Below are 22,767 nucleotides of genomic sequence, written 5' to 3' on the forward strand. Positions count from 1 at the left end.
CTTTGTTTTAAGTCAGATAATTGACCAAATCAATCAGGTATTACTCCCTCATACATAGCATTATCTATATAGACGAGTTGTTGAAAAATGATATTAATGGCGGCTAAATAGAAATTTTGATTAATATTGGCATAATCATCAAATTCACTATGATAGTTTTTATGAGTACCTACACCAAAATATATAAAAGGGATCCCTGCTTTACTGAACACACCATGATCACTTGCCATGAGCCAATTTGCTCGATTGACATTAGAGCCTACGCTTTTAACACGTCTGAAACCAGGCGTTAAGTGAATAACTGAGTTAGTCTTAAAGTGATGTTGAAGTTGAGTTAATTCATCAAGTTGCTGACTTGAAAGTAGTTGTGCAAGATCCTTTTTTAAAAAACGTAATTTTTTAGTTTTCTTGCTCCCTGCAATCATATCTAGATTTATGTTTACTTTAATCTTACTGAGTATATTTTTCTGCTCAGCAATGAAAGCTTTAGCCCCTAACAAATCAACTTCTTCGCCATCAGTAAATAACAAAATAACACTGTATTTCAATGGACTATTCTTAAGTAATTCAGCATAGAGCAATAAAGCTGCTACCCCTGAAGCATTATCATCTGCGCCGTTGTAGATTTTATTACGTTTAGTACCAAGGTGATCATAATGAGCAGTTAATACAATGTATTCGTCTTTTTGATGAGTACCCGGTATACAAGCAATGACATTAGTGCCCTGCTTGGACTGAAATAGAGTTGATTGTTTGAAGTGGTGGCGATATTGGTTGTTAAATGCGGGTATTGAGAGAGCCTTAAGCGCAGAAACAAGGTAATCCTGACTTTCAATACTGCCTGGGCTAGCAAATTTACGACCTAAAAATTGATCTGATGATAAATTTTTTAAGTGCTCAAGCACTGATAAATTGTCTTTGTCAGATATAACTGGTGATAGTTGTACTGAGCTTCGCCAAGGACTACTCCAAGCTATTGATACATACAGCAGGCTTAGGAATAGCAAAGATATTATACTTCTATTCAATGATTAGTTGTCTCATGGTATTTAAGGAAATTAAGTTTCGCGATATATTGCTTCTGCGTATCTTTCGTTTTTGTTAGCGCCACCGCTTTTTTCATAGCATATTTAGATAACGCTAATTTATCTTGCTTGTAATAAGCTTTAGCTAAGCCAAAGTAAAATTCATGTTGTTCATCATCAAGTTGAATAGCTTTCTTGTAATGCTTTATCGCTTGGTGATAGGACTGCTTAAAAAAAGCTTCATTACCAAGTAATGCATGATAGTAAGGGTTTTTAACACGTGCTTTGTGTATAAATGCGTCTATTTTTTGTGCTTCCTCAGGTCGTCCTTGTATGGTAAACAACAAAGCTAGATTACCGAGTGAGGTAAGATTATCACCTTGTAGGCTAATAGCATGACTATAAGCACTTTCCGCCATATCGTAATGACCAGAGAGTTTATATAAAACCCCTAAATTTCCCCAAGCGGAAGAAAAATCACTATCGGTAATGGTCGCTTTTTTAAGATATTGGTAGGCCAGCGGGTAGTTTTTATTTAGCATCTCCTCTGCCCCTTTATTATTATAAAACATAGCAAGTAATGTATGCTTTTCAATAGTGTGAGAGGGAAAGCTTTTCTTTGCAACAAAAGGGTCAAAATCGATTCGAATTTTTCTTGCTCCCCAAACGACGCGCTTATTAACTTCATCACTTTCTTCTACCAGTAAATTCACATGACCTGTTAATAAACTATATTGGCCATTCCGTACCCAATATTCAGGAACATCAACATCTTGAAAGCTAATGTTCATGCCCGCTTCATCAGCTAAAGCATATGCTAAGATGGTGAGTGACATACAATTAGCTAATTTATTATGGTAGGCCTGCCGTGCGGTAACATTGGCATTACCGTCGTAACTTAACGCGATACTCTCTTCATTAAACAGGTGATTAAGTAATACTCGCGCTTTTTGCTGGGTGGTTAGGTTATTACCTAATTTATCCTGAACCATGGCACGCATGCCATCGTCGAGCTGAAATATCTCTTGTTCTGTTTCGATATGAATGGGTTTTAAAGAGAGGTATTGATAATCTAAGTATAAGTCTGTTGGCGAGCTAGCTTGGTTAACATGGAGGTTTTGATTACTTTGACAAGCAAGTAAAAGTGGAATACATAATAAAAGACTACATAAATTGCTTTTCATAACCACTCCATTAACACGAGGAATGATCAAAGCCTATTATAAAAAATAATAAGTTGCTACTTGAGTAACTAACTATTCATATTTAATTACAATTTATGCACTAACTAATACTTAATTTACAACGAAGTTTGAGCGATTATCTTTCGCCCTTACCTAAGAAATAGACAAAACGTAACGTAGTATTATGATCCGAGGTATTAGCATTTGTACTGTGGTAAAAACGCCAATCTAGTTGTAAAGCAAAGTTACTATTAAGCTTATAATGTGCACCCACACCCGCATTAACTTGAAACCTTTTCGTTTCTATGTCTTTTTTCCACAACGTTTCACCAAAACCTGTCGTTAGGTAAGGTCTGAAGTCGCTTTCACTATTAAAATAGAATTGACTGTCTAAGCTATAGTTTTCATAATTAATTTCTGCAGGGCTGAAACCGTCGGTAAATTTACCTTTGGAGTAAGTCACTCTGCTTGAAAATTGACGGGTAAAATATAAACCTAAACTGTATTCAGTCGTAGTGTCACCCTCAACTTCCCATAAATCATCCAGCTCTGTCTGACCCACACCATAACTAACACCAATAATACCAGTATCAATAGGATCTCTAGCTCTTGATGAACGTTTGGCAGTACTTGGCGAGTAATGACCGCCATCACCCATTTGTAAGGAAATATTGAAGCTAACTTGACTATCTGTTTGACCTGCATCACCGTAAGGGATTTCGTTAAAACTTACATAACCAGTACCAGCTCTGATAATTTCTTTACCGAACATGTTGTTAATACCAACACTCATACTATCAACTGGATCGAGAAAGAATAATGCAGTGCTACCCAAAATACTTGAGCCCCAAACATCACCGCCGTCTTCTCTAATATCCATTTCGGTATTAAATGCCCACTCACCATAGGCCCAACCAAGTACAGGGGTAATGACTAAATCTTGAATTGAAGGTACTTCAGCAAAGGCTTCAATGCCGTATTCCCAGTAGAAGGTCGACATAATCGTTGCGTATACGAATGAATCCCACTGACGATAGCCTGACTTACGGGCTACTTGATAATACACACCACCAAAATAAGGATGACCGATCAGGTTTAACATGCCCGTGTCTCTGTCCCATACAGGGCCAGATTTCACGTTCTCAGTCCACTTATTAAAAACGCCTTCTTCTTTATCCCAATTTGAGATATCTTCTGGTAATAAAGCAATTAAACCGATAACACCAAAACCGTAGGCAAAAATTGAGTTAGTTTGAGACCAAAGCCTGTCACTATCCTCACCATTTGGATTCGAAAAAATAGACACTTGATAAGGGGATTCGAAAAAATCATCTGCGGGTGATAAATTTTCAAAACGGGTATTAGTCGCCATTTCTCGATAAATTTCATCAAGATTTTCAACGGTAATTGCGGGACTCAGCGCTACATCAGTTTCTGCTTGCTGTGAGCTAACAGGTACTTGCGATTCAATGTCTTGGCTGGCTTCTGCTTGAGCAAATGAGTGAAAAGGTAATAAAGAGGATGTTACGAGTGATACGGCTAAAGCAATACGTTTAATATGTTGTGTATTAGCCTTACTGGAAGTTTTATTCGTATCCATAATGATCACGCGCAGTCCTTAAGTATTAACAATGTTCAATCTCTTTATAATCAGCAATAGCTTTTTATATCACTTTTATAAAATCATAAAAGCAAAAAGCCGCTAACTTTTCAGTTAGCGGCTTTTTTGAATGTGGCGGTGAGATAGAGATTTGAACTCTAGAAGGGCTACAAACCCTTGCCGGTTTTCAAGACCGGTGCTTTCGACCACTCAGCCATCTCACCAAGTTACTTTAAAGAAAGATTTTGCTATTCCTCAAAAGTGGGCGCATTCTAAATACTGGTGTTCTATTTGTAAAGCGTTAAATCTAAAAATTGTTAAATAAAGTTATATAAACACATAAATAGCGTATTTTAATAACAAGTTGTCTTAAAAATCATCACTTCACGGTGTTATTGTTACACAGGAGTGTTAACAGGTTTATTCATGCCAATCGTTTAGCAAGCTAAAACGTAAATAAAGCATCCGTTATTATATTAATAGTTTTATCACGGAGAAGTAATGCAGGCACTCCCCCCAACCTTTAATAATATGTTGTGCTCCATCATGCCATTTCCTTATTACTAAGTGATTTGTCAGTCTATGAATTTTTTAAATTAAGTAAAAACATATCTTTATCAATAAATTAATCCTATATTAATTTATTGATTTACTAAAAAAGATAAATAATAAAAAACTGATTTACAAATAACTCTTGAGGTATAACAAATGACAGTAAAAAATCTTATTTTGGCCGGCGTAACCACCAGTTTATTATTGGGTTGTGCTACGGGTAATACCCCTGCTGATAAAAAGAAAAATGCCGTTAAAGAAACGTCTGAAGCGCTACAACAAATCTATGAAGATCATCCAACAGCTAAAGGTGTATTAAGTAAAAGCTTAGGTTATTTGGTTTGTACCGGTAGTGATAGTTATTTATTTGCCGCATCTACTGGTGGTGGTGTTTGTGTGCTTAAAGAGAATGGACAGTCAGAGTTTTATCGCTTTGCATCGTTAGGTGTTGGTGTTGGCATTGGTTTTAAATCAGTAGCTTTTGTTTATGCTTATAGTAGTGCTGAAGCGTTAAGACGTTTTAAAGAAGAAGGTTGGGATGCCGGTGCTCGAGCTGAAGCGAGTGCAAAGCACGAAGAGGAAGGTGGACAAGCCGCAGCGAATACTTCTTATGATGTTGATGGGGTAAGAATCTATCAATCAGCATTATGGGGTGCAGCAGCTCAAGCGACAGTGCAAGGTTATAAATTTTGGCCAACTGATTTTACCGATGATGTAGTGCAAAATGCTGAGTAAAACTAGCAACCTTATGCCTATTGCCTTGATGAAAAGTAACTAAAGGCATTAGGTAGCTTAGCTAGTGTATACAGTGAATGAAATTAATGTCATTCACTGTTTTTCCTCCAACACCAACTAATTTATCTTCCTCCCCCTCCCCACGCTTAAATCTAATGATGTCTGTTCTTGTATCAACCTTGAAATAAATTTTTAAAATTCACAGAGAAATCAGATCATATTTCGGACCATATTTGAGACATAGTTGACCTAAGTATCTAAAAAGATTAATGTCTTCTTATAACGTTCAGCTGAAATTATACTTTACAAATTTATCGCTTATTAAAAGGCGATAATTAATAATTTTAAGCCAATTGCTCCTTTATTAAAGGACACAGCTGCAGCGAATAAAATGTGCTCATAGCGCAAGACAAGGTTTCAAACAACAAACTGCTTTATGGAATTTATTTTAACAGGGACAATCATTCATGATTAATAACAATAACAAACTAATCATCTCATCAGTGTTCGCACTCTCACTTACCGCGTGCGGCGGTGGTGGCTCTGACACCCCAGAGGTACTACTAACACCGGATACCGTAGAAAAACCAGTACCAGTGCCTATAGCAGAACCCGCGCCACTCCCCTCTGAGACTACTATTAGATCAAGTGGAAAAGTTATTGATGGCTATGTCGTCGGCGCAACCGTTTGGTTAGATTTTGATGGGGATGGAAAATATGACCAACAAACAGAACCCTCTACCGTATCAGGTGAGTCCGGTGATTACAGTTTTGAATTCTCTGAAGATCAAGCAGCATGTGTCCCGTATTCAACCACTTATGTCGACGTTCCCGTAGGCGCGATGGATCTTGACCTCGGTGAAGTTACTGAAGCTTACCAAATGTCATTCCCACCATCCATCGAAGCAATATCTGATAATGATATCCGCAACATTTCACCACTCACCACGGTTATTTGGGGACAGCTAAAACGCCAACTAAAAGCTAGCGGTAAAGGCAATTTAACTTGTGACCAACTTAAACAAGATAGTGCCCTTCGCAACGAAATAAAAAATGAAGTTGAAAATGTGATGCTTAACTTGGTGCAGCACTACAACCTATCAGAAGAGCAAATATATTCCGACTTTATCGCCTCTAAAGATAGTGAAACGTATGACCATGCTCAATCAATCGTCAAAGGTCTAAAAGCAGCATATAAACACAAGAAAAAGCTTGAAAAAATTTACCCTGACGCAGCTGAAATACGCGTCACTGTGTACCAAGATGCAGTCAGAGATGAAGAGCTGGGATTCACAGATGCGTGGTATCGCGATGAAATTATTTTCCTTGAAACAGAAGATTTTTCAGAATTTGTAAAACTTGCTGACGATCAATCACTCTCTAAGGTTGATATAATCCTATCTAAGTTTCATGAAAGCGGACAACCTTGGGGCGATCAAAACGTTGGAGGATGGTTACGTGTTCGTCAAGATATCTATCGTAACGATGATAACTCTTATCGTTGTGGCAATGTAGAACGTGTCAGTTTCGAAGAAAACAGCGTGCTGTATGAACTAAGTAATATCGTACCCACAGTATCATTTGCAACAATAGAAGAATGCTCAAATGATAATCTAGAAAATCCTTATGAACGTAGCTACTCATACCGCTTCACCGAAGGAAATTCAACTTACTCTACTGACTTTTACTTTAGAGAACAAAACGCAGAGTTCACGGCTCTACCTGATTGGATCAACATAAAAGACAAAAGCGACATGTTAGCTGCTACTGAGATAATCAGCCACATGTCTTCCTTTGCCATTGGTTGGGAGCAAGATGTGCTTGTTGATACCGATTACTGGCGTAAACGCCTAGAATACGACAACATTATTATTGACAAAGATAATCAAAATAACTGGGTCAAATCAATTAAACAAGAAGACAACACTATCCTCTTTGAATGCAGTGTAGATGGGGTGGTTTGGGTTACCTGTGAAGGCTAATGATTAAACACAGGAGGTGAGAATAAACTCACATCCTGTGTATTCAGTAAAAGGTTGTCGATTATCCATTTTGGATGAAAAATAGACAGCCTGTACTTACCTCATAAATAATCCATTAAAATAGCCTCAACCATACTTTTTCATGTAAAATCCCATCGATAAAGCATCATGCTTTCACATTGCTAAATTCAAACCATCATTAGTTATCTGGAAAATATAAATCATGCGAGTAGCCGTTTCTCAGTTCGCCACCTCTTCGAATTCCCAAGAAAATCTAGCAAGCTGCGTTCGTATGATAAATAAGGCGGCAACCTGTAAACCGTCAGTGATTGTTCTTCCTGAATATTGTAATACACTTTTTTCTAATGCTCAGGTTGGTAATGCGTCTTTAGGTAAGAGTCAATCTTGTTACGTCGACCATAATCAGGCCTGGAATGAAGCTTTATCGATTGAGGGTGAATTTTTACAAGCCATAGCGCAGCAAGCGATAAAACATGCTTGTTATATTGTGCTCAACGTCACGTTACGACGTGACCAGTCCCGCAATATCCCGGATACTCAGCAAGACAGTTCGTTTAAATCTAACATTAGTGTCACTTCATGCTTATTTTCCCCACTTGGAGATCTCATCAATCAAACGGATAAACAAACGTTGATTGGTTATGAAAGTGATTTTTTCACTAGCGTGAGTAAAGAGCCTGAAGTTGTAATAACCCCTATTGGTAAATTCGGACTGCTTACTGGTAACGATAGCATGAGCTTTGAAGCATCACGGGAGTTAGCCTTAAATGGTGCGCAATTACTGTGTAATTCAATTAATACCTTCGCAATAGATCAAAGCAGTTTACATGACCCAGCTCGAGCTTTTGAAAACAATGTATTTGTAGCTACGGCAAATAAAGTGGCCGTATTAATACCATCAGAACAAATGGAAGAAGATCTTAATCTTACTAACCTTGGTGCTGGTCAAAGCCAAATAATTGCTCCTGATGGCAAAATACTAGCGAAGCTCACTCATAATGAAGAAGGTTTTATTTTTGCTGATATAGATTTAAATGAAGTGATGACTGAAACAGAAATTCAATCAAATGTCGGGCTAAATCACAAATCCCGCCCTGATGGCACACAGTTTTCAAAACAGTTGCGCCCTGAGCTTTATCAAGCGCTAACAGAAGCTATAAGGCAAACAGAGAATACGAAAGGAGCGCCACAGTATGAGAGTACTGATAAGGTGCCATTAACGGCTAATGTTGCAATATTTGCAACATATAAGTCTAACGAGCAAGCCATTGAAGATGTTTGTCAGTATATTGAGAATAATGTTACTGACATTATTCAATTACCTGAATTATTCTTTATTGCAGATAAAACAATCACCCATGAGGTTGAGCAAAGAGCTCAGATTGAAAGCTTGAGCAAGCAGCTGATTGAACAAGTCAGTGCCGTGCTAAGACCTTTTCAATACGTATGCACTAGTTTGATTATTGAAGGAGTCCATCAGGCGGTGCTTATCAATGAGCATGGTTTATTGGCAACACAGCAGCAGTTACATTTTTGCCAAAGGTATCAATGGACTCCACTCGGTGATGAATTAACTATTATCGAATTACCCTTAGAGCAAGGCAATATTATTATTGCCATGCTAACAGCCGATGACGCTAACATCCCTGAAGTAGTCAAGGTTGCGACGCTACATGGCATCCACGTATTACTGGTCCCGTTTGATATTCAAGAGCCAAGCGAGGTTGCATATAGTTTGTTATCCCGCGCTGCTGAAAATCGAATTTGCATTGTGGCAGCAAGTCGTGAAAAAAGCTTCGCTCACCAATTAGCAGCCGATAACACGAGTGACAATATCTATGGTAAAAACAAAGTAAAAGAACAGAAATCAACAGGGTTAATTGCTAATTTAACGACCGACCCAGCTTTATTACCTCAGTGGAGAACAAGACAATTTACTGGCTATATCAACCAACCTCTCGTTAAACTTCAGTACGGTAAAATCACCAAAGCGGTTGTTCACCCTATTGCGGCCTGTAGCAAAGTTTAAGTAGATCATAATCATTCCATACAATAAGACCTTATTTTAAGCTTTTGAATCAGGATTAAATACTGTCCGAAGGATTAGGCTAACAGCGCTTTTATCTCGAACAAAACTTAACCGCGAAAGTTCAACAGCCTCTAGTTTAACAATTATAGCGTTACTCAAATAACCAATAGTAACCGTAGGCAGTTAATAATGCGGGGATGGATGAATATATAGTCGCTACAAATGCGACTTTAGGTGACAAAGCTATTGCAGGAAACAATGCATCTCCATCATTACTTATTGCATTACCTATTTGCGCAGAGAGCGGTATTGCACCCGATAAATATAAAGACGTAGTAATAATTTGTGGTCCACAGCCCGGGATCATACCAATAATAACGCCTGCTACCGGCGCAAAGGCGCTAAACTGATTAAATACATTTTCAAGTTGAAAGTCGCCATATAACATAGCTAACTCGAACAGCAGAAATGCCACCACAACCCAGCTAATTACAAAGTTTGTATCAAGTGCTACTTTTTGGAAGACTTTATTTTGTTGTGCTTTTTTATCTTCTGAAATTATGGATTCGTAATTTGTTACTTCACATGTTGCTGCCCAAAGAAATATAAAACCTAACGTGATGACAGCGCCAACTAAAATTACGGTTGTTTCATTGATATGAAATAACGACACAACATCTATTTGTCCAGCCATAAGCAAGCCAACAATCGCGCCAGGAACCACAAGCCACTGCCATAAAAGCCCCTGATATTTTAAACGTTTTGGAATAGTTACTTTACTTGCTGATATGCTTGATTCAATCTCACGTGAGACGACAGTATTACGCAAAAATTCAGGCCCATGAATACGGTTTACAACACTACCAGAGATAATCCCAACGGCAAAAGACAGCATAAGTAAAAATATACCAGTAGTGGGCTCTGCCGCTAATAATAAAAACGCCGCATCTCCCATTGTTGAAGTCAATACAGCGGTAACAGCACCAAAGCTCATTCGTCCACTGACGTATTGTGTAATAACCACAATTGCGCCACCACACCCAGGTAAAACCCCCATAAAACTTGCCGTAACTATTTCTCGAAAAGGTTTTACTTCACCTTTATGATTGGTATACAGATGACTAATTTTATCTGCAAATAAATGATAAAGCGTCAATGTCATGGCAACAAATACCGCGACTTGCCAAAATGCATCAGAGAGCACTCTTAAAGTAAGATCACGAGTTTGAGTCTGGATAAGTAAAATACAGATAACAATCGGCAAAAGCATACGCTGATAATGTGGTACTAATGCCCGAAGCCTTATTGAATGCAGCTTAATTATATGCGGTTTAGCAAACAAAAATTTCATCGATAGGTTCATTGACTTACGGCTTCCCACTTTATTGACATCATGATTTTTCTTAAGACTTTGTTGTTATTCATCTGTTTAAATCTCTTCAATTTAGAGTCAATTATGATCATGCCTTTCTTGAGCAAAGTTTTATAACGTTGTTAATGAATAGAAGATGTCTCTTGTCCCATGATTTTTTGTAACGATGGGAGCTGCAAACGACAACCATCACAATTTGCGTAATTCTTAGTGAATGATAAAATTGCTGGTAGCGTTATGCTCATCCCCTTAAAGGCTGTTAATTTAATATCGTCATTTAAATAGTTAGCCTCTGATGCCTTCATTAAATAGTCATGGGGAATCATTAGATATTCCAGCGACAAATCTAAATAACCAAACACTTCATACAATGACGTCAAGTTATGACATGTGCATATCCAGGCCATTAATAAGTCGGACGATAGTGGATTAACACCACGAGCGGCACTAAGTAAATCGTAAGCCTGCAAATAGAAAGTCTCAGCTTGATCCAACTGTTGATTATCAAAACAATCGTTGCCGTTTTTCAACAATGATTGCCAGTGAGAATGTTCCATAACCTCCCTCCTAATTCACTTGGAATAAATAAGTACTAACACGGTTTTTGTTCATCACGTGTTAGTAACTTAACGTCATAAAGCTTGGTATAAATTGTCGTATTGGTCATAATCAAAGCAACTATCGAAGTAATCGTTATATTCTTCATCGTTATTCTTATTAAAAACAACTAATACAAATGATAATCATTACCAAATGTAATTGCAAGGCTTCTATTTAGTAATTGATGAAACTTGACGCTATATTTCAGGAAACCATATACGGAGATATATTATCTGTTGGCAGTTGCCATGATTGGTTTGTAGATAAGGTGTTAACGTTGGAAAATAAAACTAGCGGTAGTGTTCAACTATCTACCGTTAGTGACTTCGTGTTGGACACATTCACTTTCTTGATCAAAAACAAGCATAAACTCAATGACTTTTTCTGATTTTAAATGCACCGAAATTTCCATATCCATCTGACGGCATAAACGTTTCACAATCGATAAGCCTAAACCAAAATGATCCTCAGAAGTTCTTGATTGATCTTTTTGCCACAAGGGCTCAAACATATTGTTAAGATCATTATCATTCATCGCTACAGATAATTGATTACTAATTAATAATGCCGTTGTCCCTTCACTCGTGTGAATATCTATATCGACAATAGTGTTTTGAGGACTGTAATACAGTGCATTGTTAATTAAATTAGTGAGTATAGCTTCAATGCAAAAGTAGTCACTTTGAATTAATAATGATGCGGGGCTTTCTATATTGATACGGCTTTGACTTTCATTGCTCGTACTATGAAACCTTTCTATCAAACCATGAAGTTCTGATACTAGGTCTATTTCTGTTGTAGATAAAACGAAGTGCTTGCTGTTGGTTTTATTAAACATAAGTAGTGATTTAACAATATTATTCATTCGCATTGAAATTGAAATAACATCATCTTTAAAGGTTGCTAATACCTCCTTATTTTGAGGATATTTGATGGCGATTTCTGTCACGCTCATCAGTTCTGAAATGGGTGTTTTTAGCTCATGGGCTATATCAGACGTTAAGCGTTGTTCTGACTGTAACAACGAACGATTCACCATTAAAAATTGGTTCAGTTCATCAATAATCGTTTTAATTTCTTTGGGCGGAGAAATAATATCAAAACAGGCATTTTCATCATTGAAATTGATGTCTCTGATTTGTTGATTAAGCTTTTCAATAGGCTTTAAACCTTGACTAACAATTTTATTCACTAAGTATCGAATAAAAAATGCGGTGGCGATAGCAGTTAATAAAAAGACAATATCTATTAAAATTTGAATACTTTCTAAACTTTCGCTTACATTGGTTAAACCAAGATAGATATCACTTTGATAATTCGTATTATATTTTTTAGCATTGCCAACATTATAGATAAAAATTCGACCTGATCTTCCATCAGGTAACTCGATGCTTTTAATTAAGTACTCATTACTTTTAAGCTTAACCTCTGGGACATTAAAATTAGGATAATTAGAGAGTGAAGCTGATTTTATAATTACCTTGTTATCTGCCCAAATTTTAAAGTATTTCCCTAACTTTTTAGCGGAAAACTCTTCCATTAGATCAGCACGTAAGCTTAATGAAATTTTTCCATTTTCTACATCAATATGATTAATCAGTCTTTTTCCTTCTTGAACTAAGGCACTTTCAAACTGTCGCTCTACATAAGTATCAACACTAATATCTAAAAAAAGTAGTACCAAAAATAAAATAACGGAAATAATTAAGGTGAGCTGTTTAACTAACGAGGACTTTATTGATGACATAGGCTTTCCGTTGCGATATAGCCAAAACCTCGTTTATTTTTAATCGGAAGTTGTTCTTCTAAATGTTTAACTTTTTTACGAATCGAAGATAAGTGTGCTTCCAGTGAATTTTTAGCAATAGCATCATATCGTCCGACAATAAACTCACTCATTTTTTCTATACTGACTACTTTGTTTTTATTTAAGAACAAACATTCAATAATTTTATATTCTGTGGGGGTTAACTCAATCTCTTCTGTTTTAAATAAAAGACTTTTCAGTTGTAAATCAATTCGATAACCATGAAGCATGATGCAATCATTATCGACAAGCAAACCTCCTCTGCGTGTCAGCGTAAGCAATCTGGCATGTAATTCATCAAATGAAAATGGCTTAGTCATATAATCATCCGCACCGCTTAATAATCCTTCGATACGATCACCTACCAGATCTTTAGCTGACAAAATTAATACTTTGCTTTGTTTTTTCAATCTACGTAGCGTTTTCAATATTTCAATGCCATCAACGCTTGGTAGCATTAAGTCTAAAATAATAATGTCGTAATCTTCTGCGATGGCCATTGATAACGCTTCAGCGCCATCACCTGTTTCATCTACCGTGAATCCAACGCCGGATAAACCTATGCGCAAACTACGTCTTAATTTAACCGAATCTTCAACTAATAAAATATTCATATCATCAACAACAATAAAAAGGGGCAATTTTTTATTAATTTATCATCCAACACTTAAGGTTTACTTAAGGTTTACTTAAGTGTTGGATGATTTTTATAAATTTAATCGTTCGTCGTTTTACTCTTCAGTATTTATTCAGTTAGTACTCAATAAAGCTTAAGTTTTGTCTAAGTAATACTTAAGTTCCCCTTGCTACTTTACTCCTCTATATTTCTATACACAGTCAGTAATAGCTCAATGAAAATACAAAAATATACAGGCCTTAAGCGAGTTTATTTCGCATTATTAAATAGTTTTAGAGGTTTCGTTTGGTTAATCAACAATGAATCGGCATTTAAACAAGAGTTCATTATCAGTGCAATGCTCACACTTTTTAGCTTTTACCTGAGTATTGATGCATTAGTACAATTACTGTTAGTCAGTGTACTTGGCTTTGTATTAGTTATAGAAATAGTAAATACCGCTATTGAAGTAGCGATTGATCGTATTGGATTAGAACATCATCCATTATCAGGTTTAGCAAAAGACTTAGGCTCTCTAGCCGTATTATTCAGTTTGTTTGTTGCTTTGGCTGCTTGGTCCGTTGTCTTATGGAACATATAGCGTTACAGCCCTCTTTAGATCAGCAAACTAAAGAGGATAACAACACAAGTTTTATTCTACTTATAAAAGGATCATTAGGTTCAATATGGACCTTAATGATCTTTTACATAGTCATGTTATCTATACTGTCTTTTAGCCGTTTATCGTTAATTTTATGGCAAGCTGAAAGAACATTAATAAACGATGCTTGGCTACAGATCATGATTAATGGCTTTCGAATTGATATTTCTACAATGTCCTATTTAATGATATTACCTTTACTGCTCACTGCTATCTCATTAATAACAGCTAAAGGTATGAAAATATTAAAACCAATTGTATTTGCTTGGTTGACGTTAATACTCCTAAGTACTATTTTCTTTGAAGTAATAACGCCAACGTTTATTTTAGAATATGACTTAAGACCTAACCGACTATTTATTGAATATCTAATTTATCCTAAAGAAGTTATTTCTATGCTTTTATCTGGTTATAAACTAGAAATACTGTGTAGTTTACTGGCTTTATTTATCAGTTATAAACTATCAGTATTTTTGTTTGATAAATCATGGAGTGACTCTGTATCCATACCCAAGAAATATTTATCATTTATTTGTATGACGCTATTTTTATTATGTTTACTGGGCGCTAGAGGCACCTTAGAGCATCGACCTATTAACCCTGCAATGATGTCTTTTTCAACAGATCATTTACTTAATGATTTAAGTGTAAATTCATTATATTCCACGGCTTTTGCACTCAAACAGATGCAGCTAGAAAAAGGGAGTGATAACTATTATGGCAAAATGGCTGCACAAGAAATTCTGAACGAAATAAAGTCAGCGAGCTTAACAGCACTTGATCTCTATAAAAATAGTGAAATCCCCACACAAAGTTATCATCAAGCAAGTTATCGAGGTAAACCTAAAAATATAGTTATCTTACTACAAGAAAGTTTAGGTGCGCGCTATGTAAAAACCCTTGGCGGATTACCCCTTTCACCTGAGCTAGATAAATTAATGACTCAAGGCTGGAATCTCACTAACCTTTACGCAACAGGAACTCGCTCAGTACGTGGTATTGAAGCCGTAATAACGGGGTTCACACCAACAACATCTCGCTCTATTGTGAAACTGGATAAATCACAACATGACTTTTTTACCATAGCGCAGTTTTTAAAACCACAAAACTACAATACTCAGTTTATTTATGGTGGTGAAAGTCACTTTGATAATATGAAAAGCTTTTTCTTAGGCAACGGCTTTACCGATATTGTTGATTTACCTAAATTCGATAACGTTGAATTTGAAGGTTCGTGGGGCGCATCAGATGAGGACTTATATGATCAAGCTCATCGAGAATTTGAATTACTTAATCAAAATGAAGAGCCTTTTTTTAGTTTGGTGTTTACTAGCTCAAATCATTCTCCTTACGATTATCCAGATAATAAAATCAGCCTTTATGATGAACAAAAAAGCTCACGAAATAATGCCGCTAAGTATGCTGACTATGCCTTAGGTCAATTTTTCAAAAAAGCAAAAAAGGCAGATTACTGGAACAACACCATTTTTGTTATTATTGCCGACCATGATTCACGAGTTGGTGGTGCTGAACTTGTTCCAATTGAGCATTTTCATATTCCGGCGCTAATTATTGGTCAAGATATTCCAGCTAAACAAGATGCACGACTAGCGAGTCAAATTGATATTGCGCCTACCTTATTATCTTTAGCGGGAATCAGTGGTTATCACCCAATGATAGGTCATGATTTAACCCAAAATATCCCAAAGAAAAAGCAGCGAGCAATGATGCAATATGATAAAAACTTCCTGTTTATGACTCTCGATGATAAAACGTTTTTACAGCCTGAAAAGCCGGCTTTAATTATTCGAAATAATGACAATAAGGTAAGTACGCAGGCGTTAAGTAAACGCGCTAAAGCTCATGCCCTGTTAGGCAGTTATTTATACAAAAACGGGTTGTATAAGTAACAATTAAAACTGTGGTTAAATATAAAGAAAAGGTTCAATATACTTTAGGTGTATTGAACCTTTTTCATTAAAATAACAATAACTAAAATCATTTTATATTAATTAGTTAAGTGGACTTTAAGTCTATATTAAGCCGTTCTTAAGTATGAAATAGCACACTATAAACATCTGTCTTATAGTGAGTTTTTTATGCCACATTTGTATCTTAAATCTAATTTTTTTCAAAGCGTAACCGCGAATAAATTAATACTTATCCTGAGTTGTTATTTTGTTGTCGTTTTTAACTTAACATTCTTACTTAAAACCTATAATGCGGTTTTGTTATTAGATAAATACAACCTCCTATTCCTGTTGAGTGTTCCCATTTTATTACTCAATATATTGTTGATTTTCTTTTCTGTTTTTTCAGTTAAATATTTATTAAAACCAGCGCTAATAGTTTTTACCTTTATCTCAGCACTTATGACATATGCAACCTTTTCTTATGGCATCGTTTTTGATTATGGCATGATTGAAAATACGGTTAAAACCAGCAGTTCGGAAGCCTTTACTTACCTAAATGTTAATGCTTTTCTAATTGTTGCAGCATTATCAGTATTACCCATAATGTATTTATACAAGGTTAAGCTAACTTTTTCCCCACTTAAAACAGAGCTCACACAACGATTAAAACTGCTCTCTTTATCGACATTATCATTCTTTATCATCGCTTTTTTCTTTTATGGTGATTACGCATCCGTTGGTCGAAATAATAGAACGTTAACGTCTTATATCACCCCTTTAAAAAGTGTTGTCAGTGGTTATAAGTTTATTCGAAATAATTACTTTAATGAACCGGCAACGTTCACTGTATTAGATAATTCGCCCATATTATTAACTGATAATGAAGCAGGTAAACGGGTAATATTGATGGTAGTTGGCGAAACAGCGCGTGCAGAAAGCTTTTCTCTCAATGGTTATGATAAACCAACCAATCAATTTACCCGTGTTCATCACCCTATTTCGTTTAAAAACATGTCATCGTGTGGCACAGCAACGGCGGTATCTGTACCTTGCATGTTTTCTGCTCTAGGTAGAAGTGACTACCAAAAGCAAGTAGCCAACAATCAACAGAACCTGTTGGATATCGTAAAACTTGCCAATGTTGATGTACTTTGGCTAGATAATAATGAAGGTTGTAAAGGTGCCTGCAACCGAGTTACCACCATAAATATGGATAAGAGCAAAATACATAACTTATGCGATGGTGATTATTGTTTTGATGAAGTTCTGTTATCGCCGTTAAAAAATAAACTGAGCCATTTAACCCACCAAACTACCTTGATTGTTTTACACCTTATTGGTTCACATGGGCCAACCTATTACCGTCGATACCCTGAAAATTTCCCTAAATTCTTACCTGATTGTCAACGTAGTGATATACAAAACTGTACTCAAGAACAAATCGTCAATACTTACGATAATACTATTGCATACAGCGACTATGTTTTATCCAAAATGATTGAAGAATTATCCTTGTTAGAAGAAAAAAACAATATAGATACCGCTATGCTTTATGTGTCTGACCATGGTGAATCACTTGGGGAGAACGGGCTTTATTTACATGGTTTTCCTTACGCCTTTGCACCAACACAACAAACGCACATACCCATGCTCTTTTGGAGCAATAATCAAAACAAAACTGATCAGAATTGTTTAAATAATTTAGCTGACAATACATTTACACATGATAATGTCTTTCACAGTATTTTAGGATTAATGAAAGTTAAATCAAAAACATACAAGCCAAATTTTGATATATTTCATCAATGTAATACCCGTGATTTATTGGTTAATAATACGACTGATGAGCAATAATAAGTAAAACTAAGCCGACACTATCACAGCTAGTTAGGTTACACCTTAGCCCGGTTGTATTTTGAGGGCGATACGCCGGTCCACTGTTTAAAAGCGCGAGTAAATGAGCGGGGTTCGCTAAAACCCAATGCAGTGGAAATATCGGTAATGTTGCGGTTAGTCATCACTAAATAATCAATCGCCAAGTCACGTCGAATTTCATCCTTAATCATTGGATAGCTTGTCCCTTCAACTTTAAGGCGACGGCGTAACGTTTGGGCACTCATATTTAAACTCAGGGCAAGTATTTCAAAACTTGGACAAAAAAGAATATCACTCTCATCATGTATCAATATTGCTCTAATTTTGGCTTTAAAACTTTGACCACTGCCTGGAATAGTTATTAAATCTGCTGGTGAATCTCGCAAAAAACGAGTGAGTTCTGTTCTAGTTCTAACGCAAGGTAGATCTAAGTATTTCGCATGAAAGCATAACTTTACTGTGGGGCGGTTAAAACTGTGCCGACATGTAAAGAGTAACTTTGCTTCCTGAGAATGCTGTGGTTTAGGATGAGTAAAACAAACTTGGCTCAACGGAATTTTCACGTCAATTAACCAACTGGAAAAGCGATGCCAAATAATTAACCAGAATTCGAGAAAGAAATGTTTAGGATCAAGTTCAGGATGACTAAAAACGAATTCTAATTCAGCAACCTCTCCTACCCTGACAAGCTTCATTTGCACATCATCAGTGACTAAATTGTAAAACGAAATGCCCTGTTCGAGCATTTTATCCAGGCTTTTATAGTGAAACACATGATGAGCCATAAAAGGAAATATTCCCGTCTTACAAGGATGCTTAGTACAGCCAAGAAATTCATCATTGAGCTTTGCCCACACATATTGCACTAAACGAGTCATTTGCTCACCATCAACTCGTTGCTGGTTGGGCGTAATCGTAATATCTAATGATAATAAGATTTTGTCACCATCAAAGCCTTTACGCACAGCACAAGCGAGCGCTTGGTTAAAATAATGAATATCAACTTTGGCCATGATTACCGTTTCTACTGCTCTATATTTATAACCAACTATATCTTAATTACATCCTACCTGTAATGTTTAGTGAGTTATATCGTTACATTTTGTCATTTTAATTAACTTTAATACTCCCTATAGTAATGGCATCTATTATTAAATCTTATCTTTTGATTCTCATGCATCGATACCCAAGTGTCGATTATCAACTATCGATAGATGAGATAATAAATAACGTGTTTGCACTTCCCTAAACAAGTACTAGCAATAAGCACCTAATTTTACTAAGAAAATTTAAAAGAGAACTATTATGGACCTTTCACTAACTGAAGACCAAGCGATGATAAAAGACATGGCGGCTAAGTTTGCACAAACTGAACTTGCGCCTGTGGCTGAAAAACTCGATCAATATGGTGACCGCGAACTGTTCTTAAGTAATTTGAAAAAACTCGCTGAGCTCGGTTTTATGGGACTCAATGTCGGTGCACAATACGGTGGCGCTGAAGCTGGCACGGTAGTTTTTAGCCTCGCAATGACTGAAATTTCACGTGCCTGTGCATCAACAGCCGTCACCATGTCAGTCACTAATATGGTGGGTGAAGTTATTGAGTCTGTGGCGAGTGAAGCACAAAAAGAAAAGTATCTACCTAAACTTTGTAGTGGTGAATATGCCGCAGGTGGCTTCTGTTTGACTGAGTCAGGTGCGGGTTCAGATCCATCAGGCATGAAAACTAAAGCCATTTTAGAAGGCGATGAGTGGGTCATTAATGGCGCTAAGCAATATATTACTAGCGGTGAATATGCAGGTGTATTTGTATTATGGGCGGTAACGGACCCTAGTGCACCAAGAGGTAAAGGTATTTCGTGTTTCTTAGTTGAAGCCGATGCTCCCGGTTTAATTATATCACCAGCCGAGAAAAAAATGGGCCAACACGCTTCTGCTACCAATGAAGTCGTTTTTGATAATTGTCGACTACCGAAAGATGCCTTAATGGGCACACTCAATCAAGGTTTTAAAGTCGCTGTATCTGAACTCGCTGGTGGTCGTATCGGCATTGGTTCACTATCTTTAGGCATAGGTTTAGCTGCCATCGATTTTGCCCGTGATTATGTTAATGAGCGTCAACAATTTGGTCAAAAAATAGCTAAGTTTCAAGGCATTCAATGGATGCTAGCTGATGCTTATACCGATCTAGAAGCAGCACGTTTATTACTTATGAACGCAGCGGATAAAAAAGACAAAGGGCAACCTTTTGGTAAAGAAGCTTCAATGGCCAAGCTATTTGCTTCAGAAAAAGCCAATCAAGTTTGTTATACCGCTTTGCAACTCATGGGCGGCGCAGGTTACATCAAAGACTACCCACTAGAACGTTACGCACGAGATGTTCGTGTAGCCTCTATTTATGAAGGCACAAGCGAAATTCAACGCGTTATTATCGCACGTGATTTGTTACAAGAAATAAACTAATTTAGGAATTTACCATGGATTTAAATAACAAAGTCGTTGTCGTCACTGGCGCCGCTTCAGGCTTAGGTTTAGTTACTTGCCAAGAATTAGCCAAACAAGGTGCAAAAATTGTTGCCTTTGACTTGAACGAAGATGCAGGAAATTCACTTGTTGCAACGTTAGGCGAAACATCAATTTTCGCTACAGTAAATGTTACAGACGAAACTTCAGTTGTTGCCGGTATAAAAGCAGCTGTTGATGCTTTTGGCACCATACACGCTTGTATTAATTGTGCAGGCATTGCTCCTGGTGGTAAAACCGTTGGTCGCAATGGCGCATTGGCTTTAGAAAAATTTTCACAGGTTATCAATATCAACCTGATTGGTACCTTTAATGTATTACGTTTAGCTGCTGAGCAAATGGCGAAAAACGAACCCGATGCTAAAGGCGAACGTGGCGTAATTATCAATACTGCCTCAGTTGCCGCCTATGATGGCCAAGTGGGTCAATCAGCCTATAGCGCTAGTAAAGGTGGCATTGTGTCGATGACTCTACCTATTGCTCGCGATTTAGCCCCACTGGGTATTCGTATTATGACCATAGCACCGGGTATCTTCGATACCGCCATGATGAAAGGATTTAGTGACGAAGTTCGCGATCCACTGATCAAAATGGTGCAAAGTCCTAAACGTTTTGGCGACCCCGTTGAGTATGCTGATTTAGCAGCTCATATAATTACCAATAGCTACCTTAATGGCGAAGTGATTCGTCTTGACGGCGCTATTCGAATGGAGCCTAAGTAATACCAATTTGATTAAATTTCTTCCCAACTCAGAGCTATGTTAAATGTTCAATAACAAGGTGAATTTGTTTAGGTCTAGCATTCTAAATCAAATAAATTTAATGATGTTAATGGGCATAGAACAAGTTCCCAAAGGGCGAGTTTAAAAGGCTTATATGCTGCGTTATTGATTTTGACAAGGGAATAACCATTCTCTTCAATCAATGTCTTGCCTCTAAGCCTTTTAATTCTCGCTGAGTGGGAAAGAACTTAATCAACTTGGTATAAAGTTTGCGTTTTGGGGGGCCGATTGCTAGCCTCCCTTTTTTTTCTGTTAATTTTAATTTTTCTGTTGGAGTAGTCCATGTTAAGCGATATTAAAATTTTAGATCTTTCCACCCTACTTCCTGGCCCATACGCCTCAATGATGCTTGCCGATCTCGGCGCAAAGGTTTTACGAGTTGAATCACCAACTCGCGTTGATTTAGTCAGAGAAATGTCACCCCAAGTAGGCGCATCATCCGCTGCTCATCAATATTTGAATCGTTCTAAAGAATCAATCGCACTCGATTTAAAACAACCAGAAGCTATTGAAATTATTAAAACACTGATCAAAGAGTATGATGTGGTGCTTGAGCAGTTTAGGCCTGGCGTCATGGACAGGCTCGGCATTGGTTATGAAGCGCTAAAAGCAGTTAACCCTAAAATAATCTATTGTGCGATCACTGGTTATGGTCAAACAGGGCCTTACAAAAATCGCGCAGGACATGATTTAAATTACCTAGCCATTGCTGGCATTAGCAGTTATTCCAAAAGAAAAGAACAATCGCCTATTCCTCAGGGCATTCAAATAGCCGATGTTGCCGGCGGTTCGCTGCATGGTGTTATTGGTATATTAACCGCACTACATCACCGTCAACGTACAGGAGAAGGTCAAATGATTGATATCAGTATGACCGACTGTGCTTTTGCATTGAATGCAATGAGTGGTGCAGGTACGCTCGCTGGTGATGAAATACCAACAGCTGAATCTCAACTGCTGAATGGTGGGACTTTTTATGATTATTATCAGACCAGCGATGGTCGTTACCTGTCCGTTGGTAGCTTAGAGCCAAAATTCTTTACTGGTTTGTGCCAACTACTCGACTTAGAGCACCTTCTGCCACTAGCAAGCAAGTCCTCAGCACAACAACAAATTAAAGACAGTTTTACTCACGCTTTTAAGCAAAAAACTTATCAGCAATGGCAGGCAATATTTATCAAGCTTGATTTATGTGTTGAGCCAGTACTTAACCTAAAAGAAGCTAGTGAGCATCCTCAGATAGTTGCCAGAGAGTTGATTGTCGATGTGCCGCATCCGAAAACAGGCATGCAAAAACAACTAGCTTGTCCCATTAAATTTTCAGCTTACCAAGCTGAATATCAACAAGCAGGTGTTGAGCTAGGTGTAGATGGCAAGCAAGTACTATCTGAACTGGGTTTAAGTAATAGCAGAATAACGGCGCTTGAAAAAAATGGCGTAGTAACCTTTTAGAAAACCTCAGCTAAAAAGCTCCCTCGCAGAATCGTTTA

Annotated in this window: 17 protein-coding genes and 1 tRNA gene; 9 read left to right on the forward strand and 9 right to left on the reverse strand. The window is 37.1% G+C overall.

Annotated elements, in window-relative coordinates; genetic code table 11:
* Positions 1-29: 29 nt before the first annotated feature.
* From CPS_RS12050 to CPS_RS12065, 4 genes are all read right to left on the reverse strand, one after another.
* Positions 30-1,028 (reverse strand): M20/M25/M40 family metallo-hydrolase, encoded by a 999-nt coding sequence (locus CPS_RS12050; RefSeq protein ID WP_238383534.1) that lies wholly within the window; start codon positions 1,026-1,028, stop codon positions 30-32.
* Entirely contained in the window at positions 1,025-2,209 is a 1,185-nt protein-coding gene (locus CPS_RS12055; RefSeq protein ID WP_011043510.1) for a tetratricopeptide repeat protein, read from the reverse strand. The genes CPS_RS12050 and CPS_RS12055 overlap by 4 nt, the downstream gene beginning before the upstream one ends.
* A 136-nt stretch (positions 2,210-2,345) precedes the next feature.
* Complete coding sequence (locus CPS_RS12060; RefSeq protein WP_011043511.1) at positions 2,346-3,809, reverse strand: acyloxyacyl hydrolase; 1,464 nt, start codon at positions 3,807-3,809, stop codon at positions 2,346-2,348.
* 133 nt (positions 3,810-3,942) lie between these two features.
* Positions 3,943-4,033 (reverse strand) — tRNA-Ser (locus CPS_RS12065).
* A gap of 484 nt (positions 4,034-4,517) precedes the next feature.
* On the opposite strand from CPS_RS12065, the gene CPS_RS12070 reads away from it, so the two are divergent.
* The 3 genes from CPS_RS12070 (at position 4,518) to CPS_RS12080 (ending at position 9,128) form a co-directional block, all read left to right on the forward strand.
* Complete coding sequence (locus CPS_RS12070; protein ID WP_011043512.1) at positions 4,518-5,096, forward strand: hypothetical protein; 579 nt, start codon at positions 4,518-4,520, stop codon at positions 5,094-5,096.
* A gap of 467 nt (positions 5,097-5,563) precedes the next feature.
* Positions 5,564-7,078 (forward strand): hypothetical protein, encoded by a 1,515-nt coding sequence (locus CPS_RS12075; protein ID WP_011043513.1) that lies wholly within the window; start codon positions 5,564-5,566, stop codon positions 7,076-7,078.
* A gap of 223 nt (positions 7,079-7,301) precedes the next feature.
* A complete protein-coding gene (locus CPS_RS12080) occupies positions 7,302-9,128 on the forward strand; it encodes a nitrilase-related carbon-nitrogen hydrolase (RefSeq protein WP_011043514.1) in 1,827 nt (608 codons plus the stop codon).
* 151 nt (positions 9,129-9,279) lie between these two features.
* On the opposite strand, the gene CPS_RS12085 is transcribed toward CPS_RS12080, so the two are convergent.
* The 4 genes from CPS_RS12085 to CPS_RS12100 form a co-directional block, all read right to left on the reverse strand.
* Positions 9,280-10,479, reverse strand: a complete 1,200-nt coding sequence (locus tag CPS_RS12085; RefSeq protein WP_011043515.1) for a putative manganese transporter — start codon at positions 10,477-10,479, stop codon at positions 9,280-9,282.
* Between the two features lie 143 nt (positions 10,480-10,622).
* The gene (locus CPS_RS12090) at positions 10,623-11,057 is read right to left on the reverse strand and encodes a hypothetical protein (RefSeq protein WP_011043517.1); all 435 of its coding nucleotides are present in this window, start codon (positions 11,055-11,057) and stop codon (positions 10,623-10,625) included.
* Positions 11,058-11,407: 350 nt separating this feature from the next.
* A complete protein-coding gene (locus tag CPS_RS12095) occupies positions 11,408-12,847 on the reverse strand; it encodes a sensor histidine kinase (protein ID WP_011043519.1) in 1,440 nt (479 codons plus the stop codon).
* A complete protein-coding gene (locus CPS_RS12100; protein ID WP_011043520.1) occupies positions 12,835-13,521 on the reverse strand; it encodes a response regulator transcription factor in 687 nt (228 codons plus the stop codon). Before CPS_RS12100 ends, CPS_RS12095 begins: the two co-directional genes overlap by 13 nt.
* Positions 13,522-13,758: 237 nt before the next feature.
* On the opposite strand from CPS_RS12100, the gene CPS_RS12105 reads away from it, so the two are divergent.
* From CPS_RS12105 to CPS_RS12115, 3 genes are all read left to right on the forward strand, one after another.
* Positions 13,759-14,124: a diacylglycerol kinase gene (locus CPS_RS12105; protein ID WP_011043521.1), complete on the forward strand. Its 366-nt coding sequence runs from the start codon at positions 13,759-13,761 to the stop codon at positions 14,122-14,124.
* A gap of 95 nt (positions 14,125-14,219) precedes the next feature.
* Positions 14,220-16,094: an LTA synthase family protein gene (locus CPS_RS12110; protein WP_049758038.1), complete on the forward strand. Its 1,875-nt coding sequence runs from the start codon at positions 14,220-14,222 to the stop codon at positions 16,092-16,094.
* Positions 16,095-16,283: 189 nt separating this feature from the next.
* Positions 16,284-17,951 (forward strand): phosphoethanolamine transferase, encoded by a 1,668-nt coding sequence (locus CPS_RS12115; RefSeq protein ID WP_011043523.1) that lies wholly within the window; start codon positions 16,284-16,286, stop codon positions 17,949-17,951.
* A gap of 38 nt (positions 17,952-17,989) precedes the next feature.
* On the opposite strand, the gene CPS_RS12120 is transcribed toward CPS_RS12115, so the two are convergent.
* Positions 17,990-18,985, reverse strand: a complete 996-nt coding sequence (locus tag CPS_RS12120) for an AraC family transcriptional regulator (protein WP_011043524.1) — start codon at positions 18,983-18,985, stop codon at positions 17,990-17,992.
* A 292-nt stretch (positions 18,986-19,277) separates the two neighbouring features.
* Here CPS_RS12120 and CPS_RS12125 point away from each other — a divergent pair, with 292 nt between their 5' ends.
* The 3 genes from CPS_RS12125 to CPS_RS12135 all read left to right on the forward strand — a co-directional run bounded on the left by CPS_RS12125 (position 19,278) and on the right by CPS_RS12135 (position 22,729).
* Positions 19,278-20,435, forward strand: coding sequence for an acyl-CoA dehydrogenase family protein (locus tag CPS_RS12125; protein WP_011043525.1), 1,158 nt, complete (start codon positions 19,278-19,280; stop codon positions 20,433-20,435).
* 14 nt (positions 20,436-20,449) lie between these two features.
* Positions 20,450-21,217: a 3-hydroxyacyl-CoA dehydrogenase gene (locus CPS_RS12130; RefSeq protein ID WP_011043526.1), complete on the forward strand. Its 768-nt coding sequence runs from the start codon at positions 20,450-20,452 to the stop codon at positions 21,215-21,217.
* Between the two features lie 342 nt (positions 21,218-21,559).
* Positions 21,560-22,729 (forward strand): CaiB/BaiF CoA transferase family protein, encoded by a 1,170-nt coding sequence (locus CPS_RS12135; protein WP_011043528.1) that lies wholly within the window; start codon positions 21,560-21,562, stop codon positions 22,727-22,729.
* The last annotated feature ends 38 nt before the right edge of the window (positions 22,730-22,767 follow it).

Source organism: Colwellia psychrerythraea 34H (genome assembly GCF_000012325.1).
Lineage (GTDB): Bacteria > Pseudomonadota > Gammaproteobacteria > Enterobacterales > Alteromonadaceae > Colwellia > Colwellia psychrerythraea_A.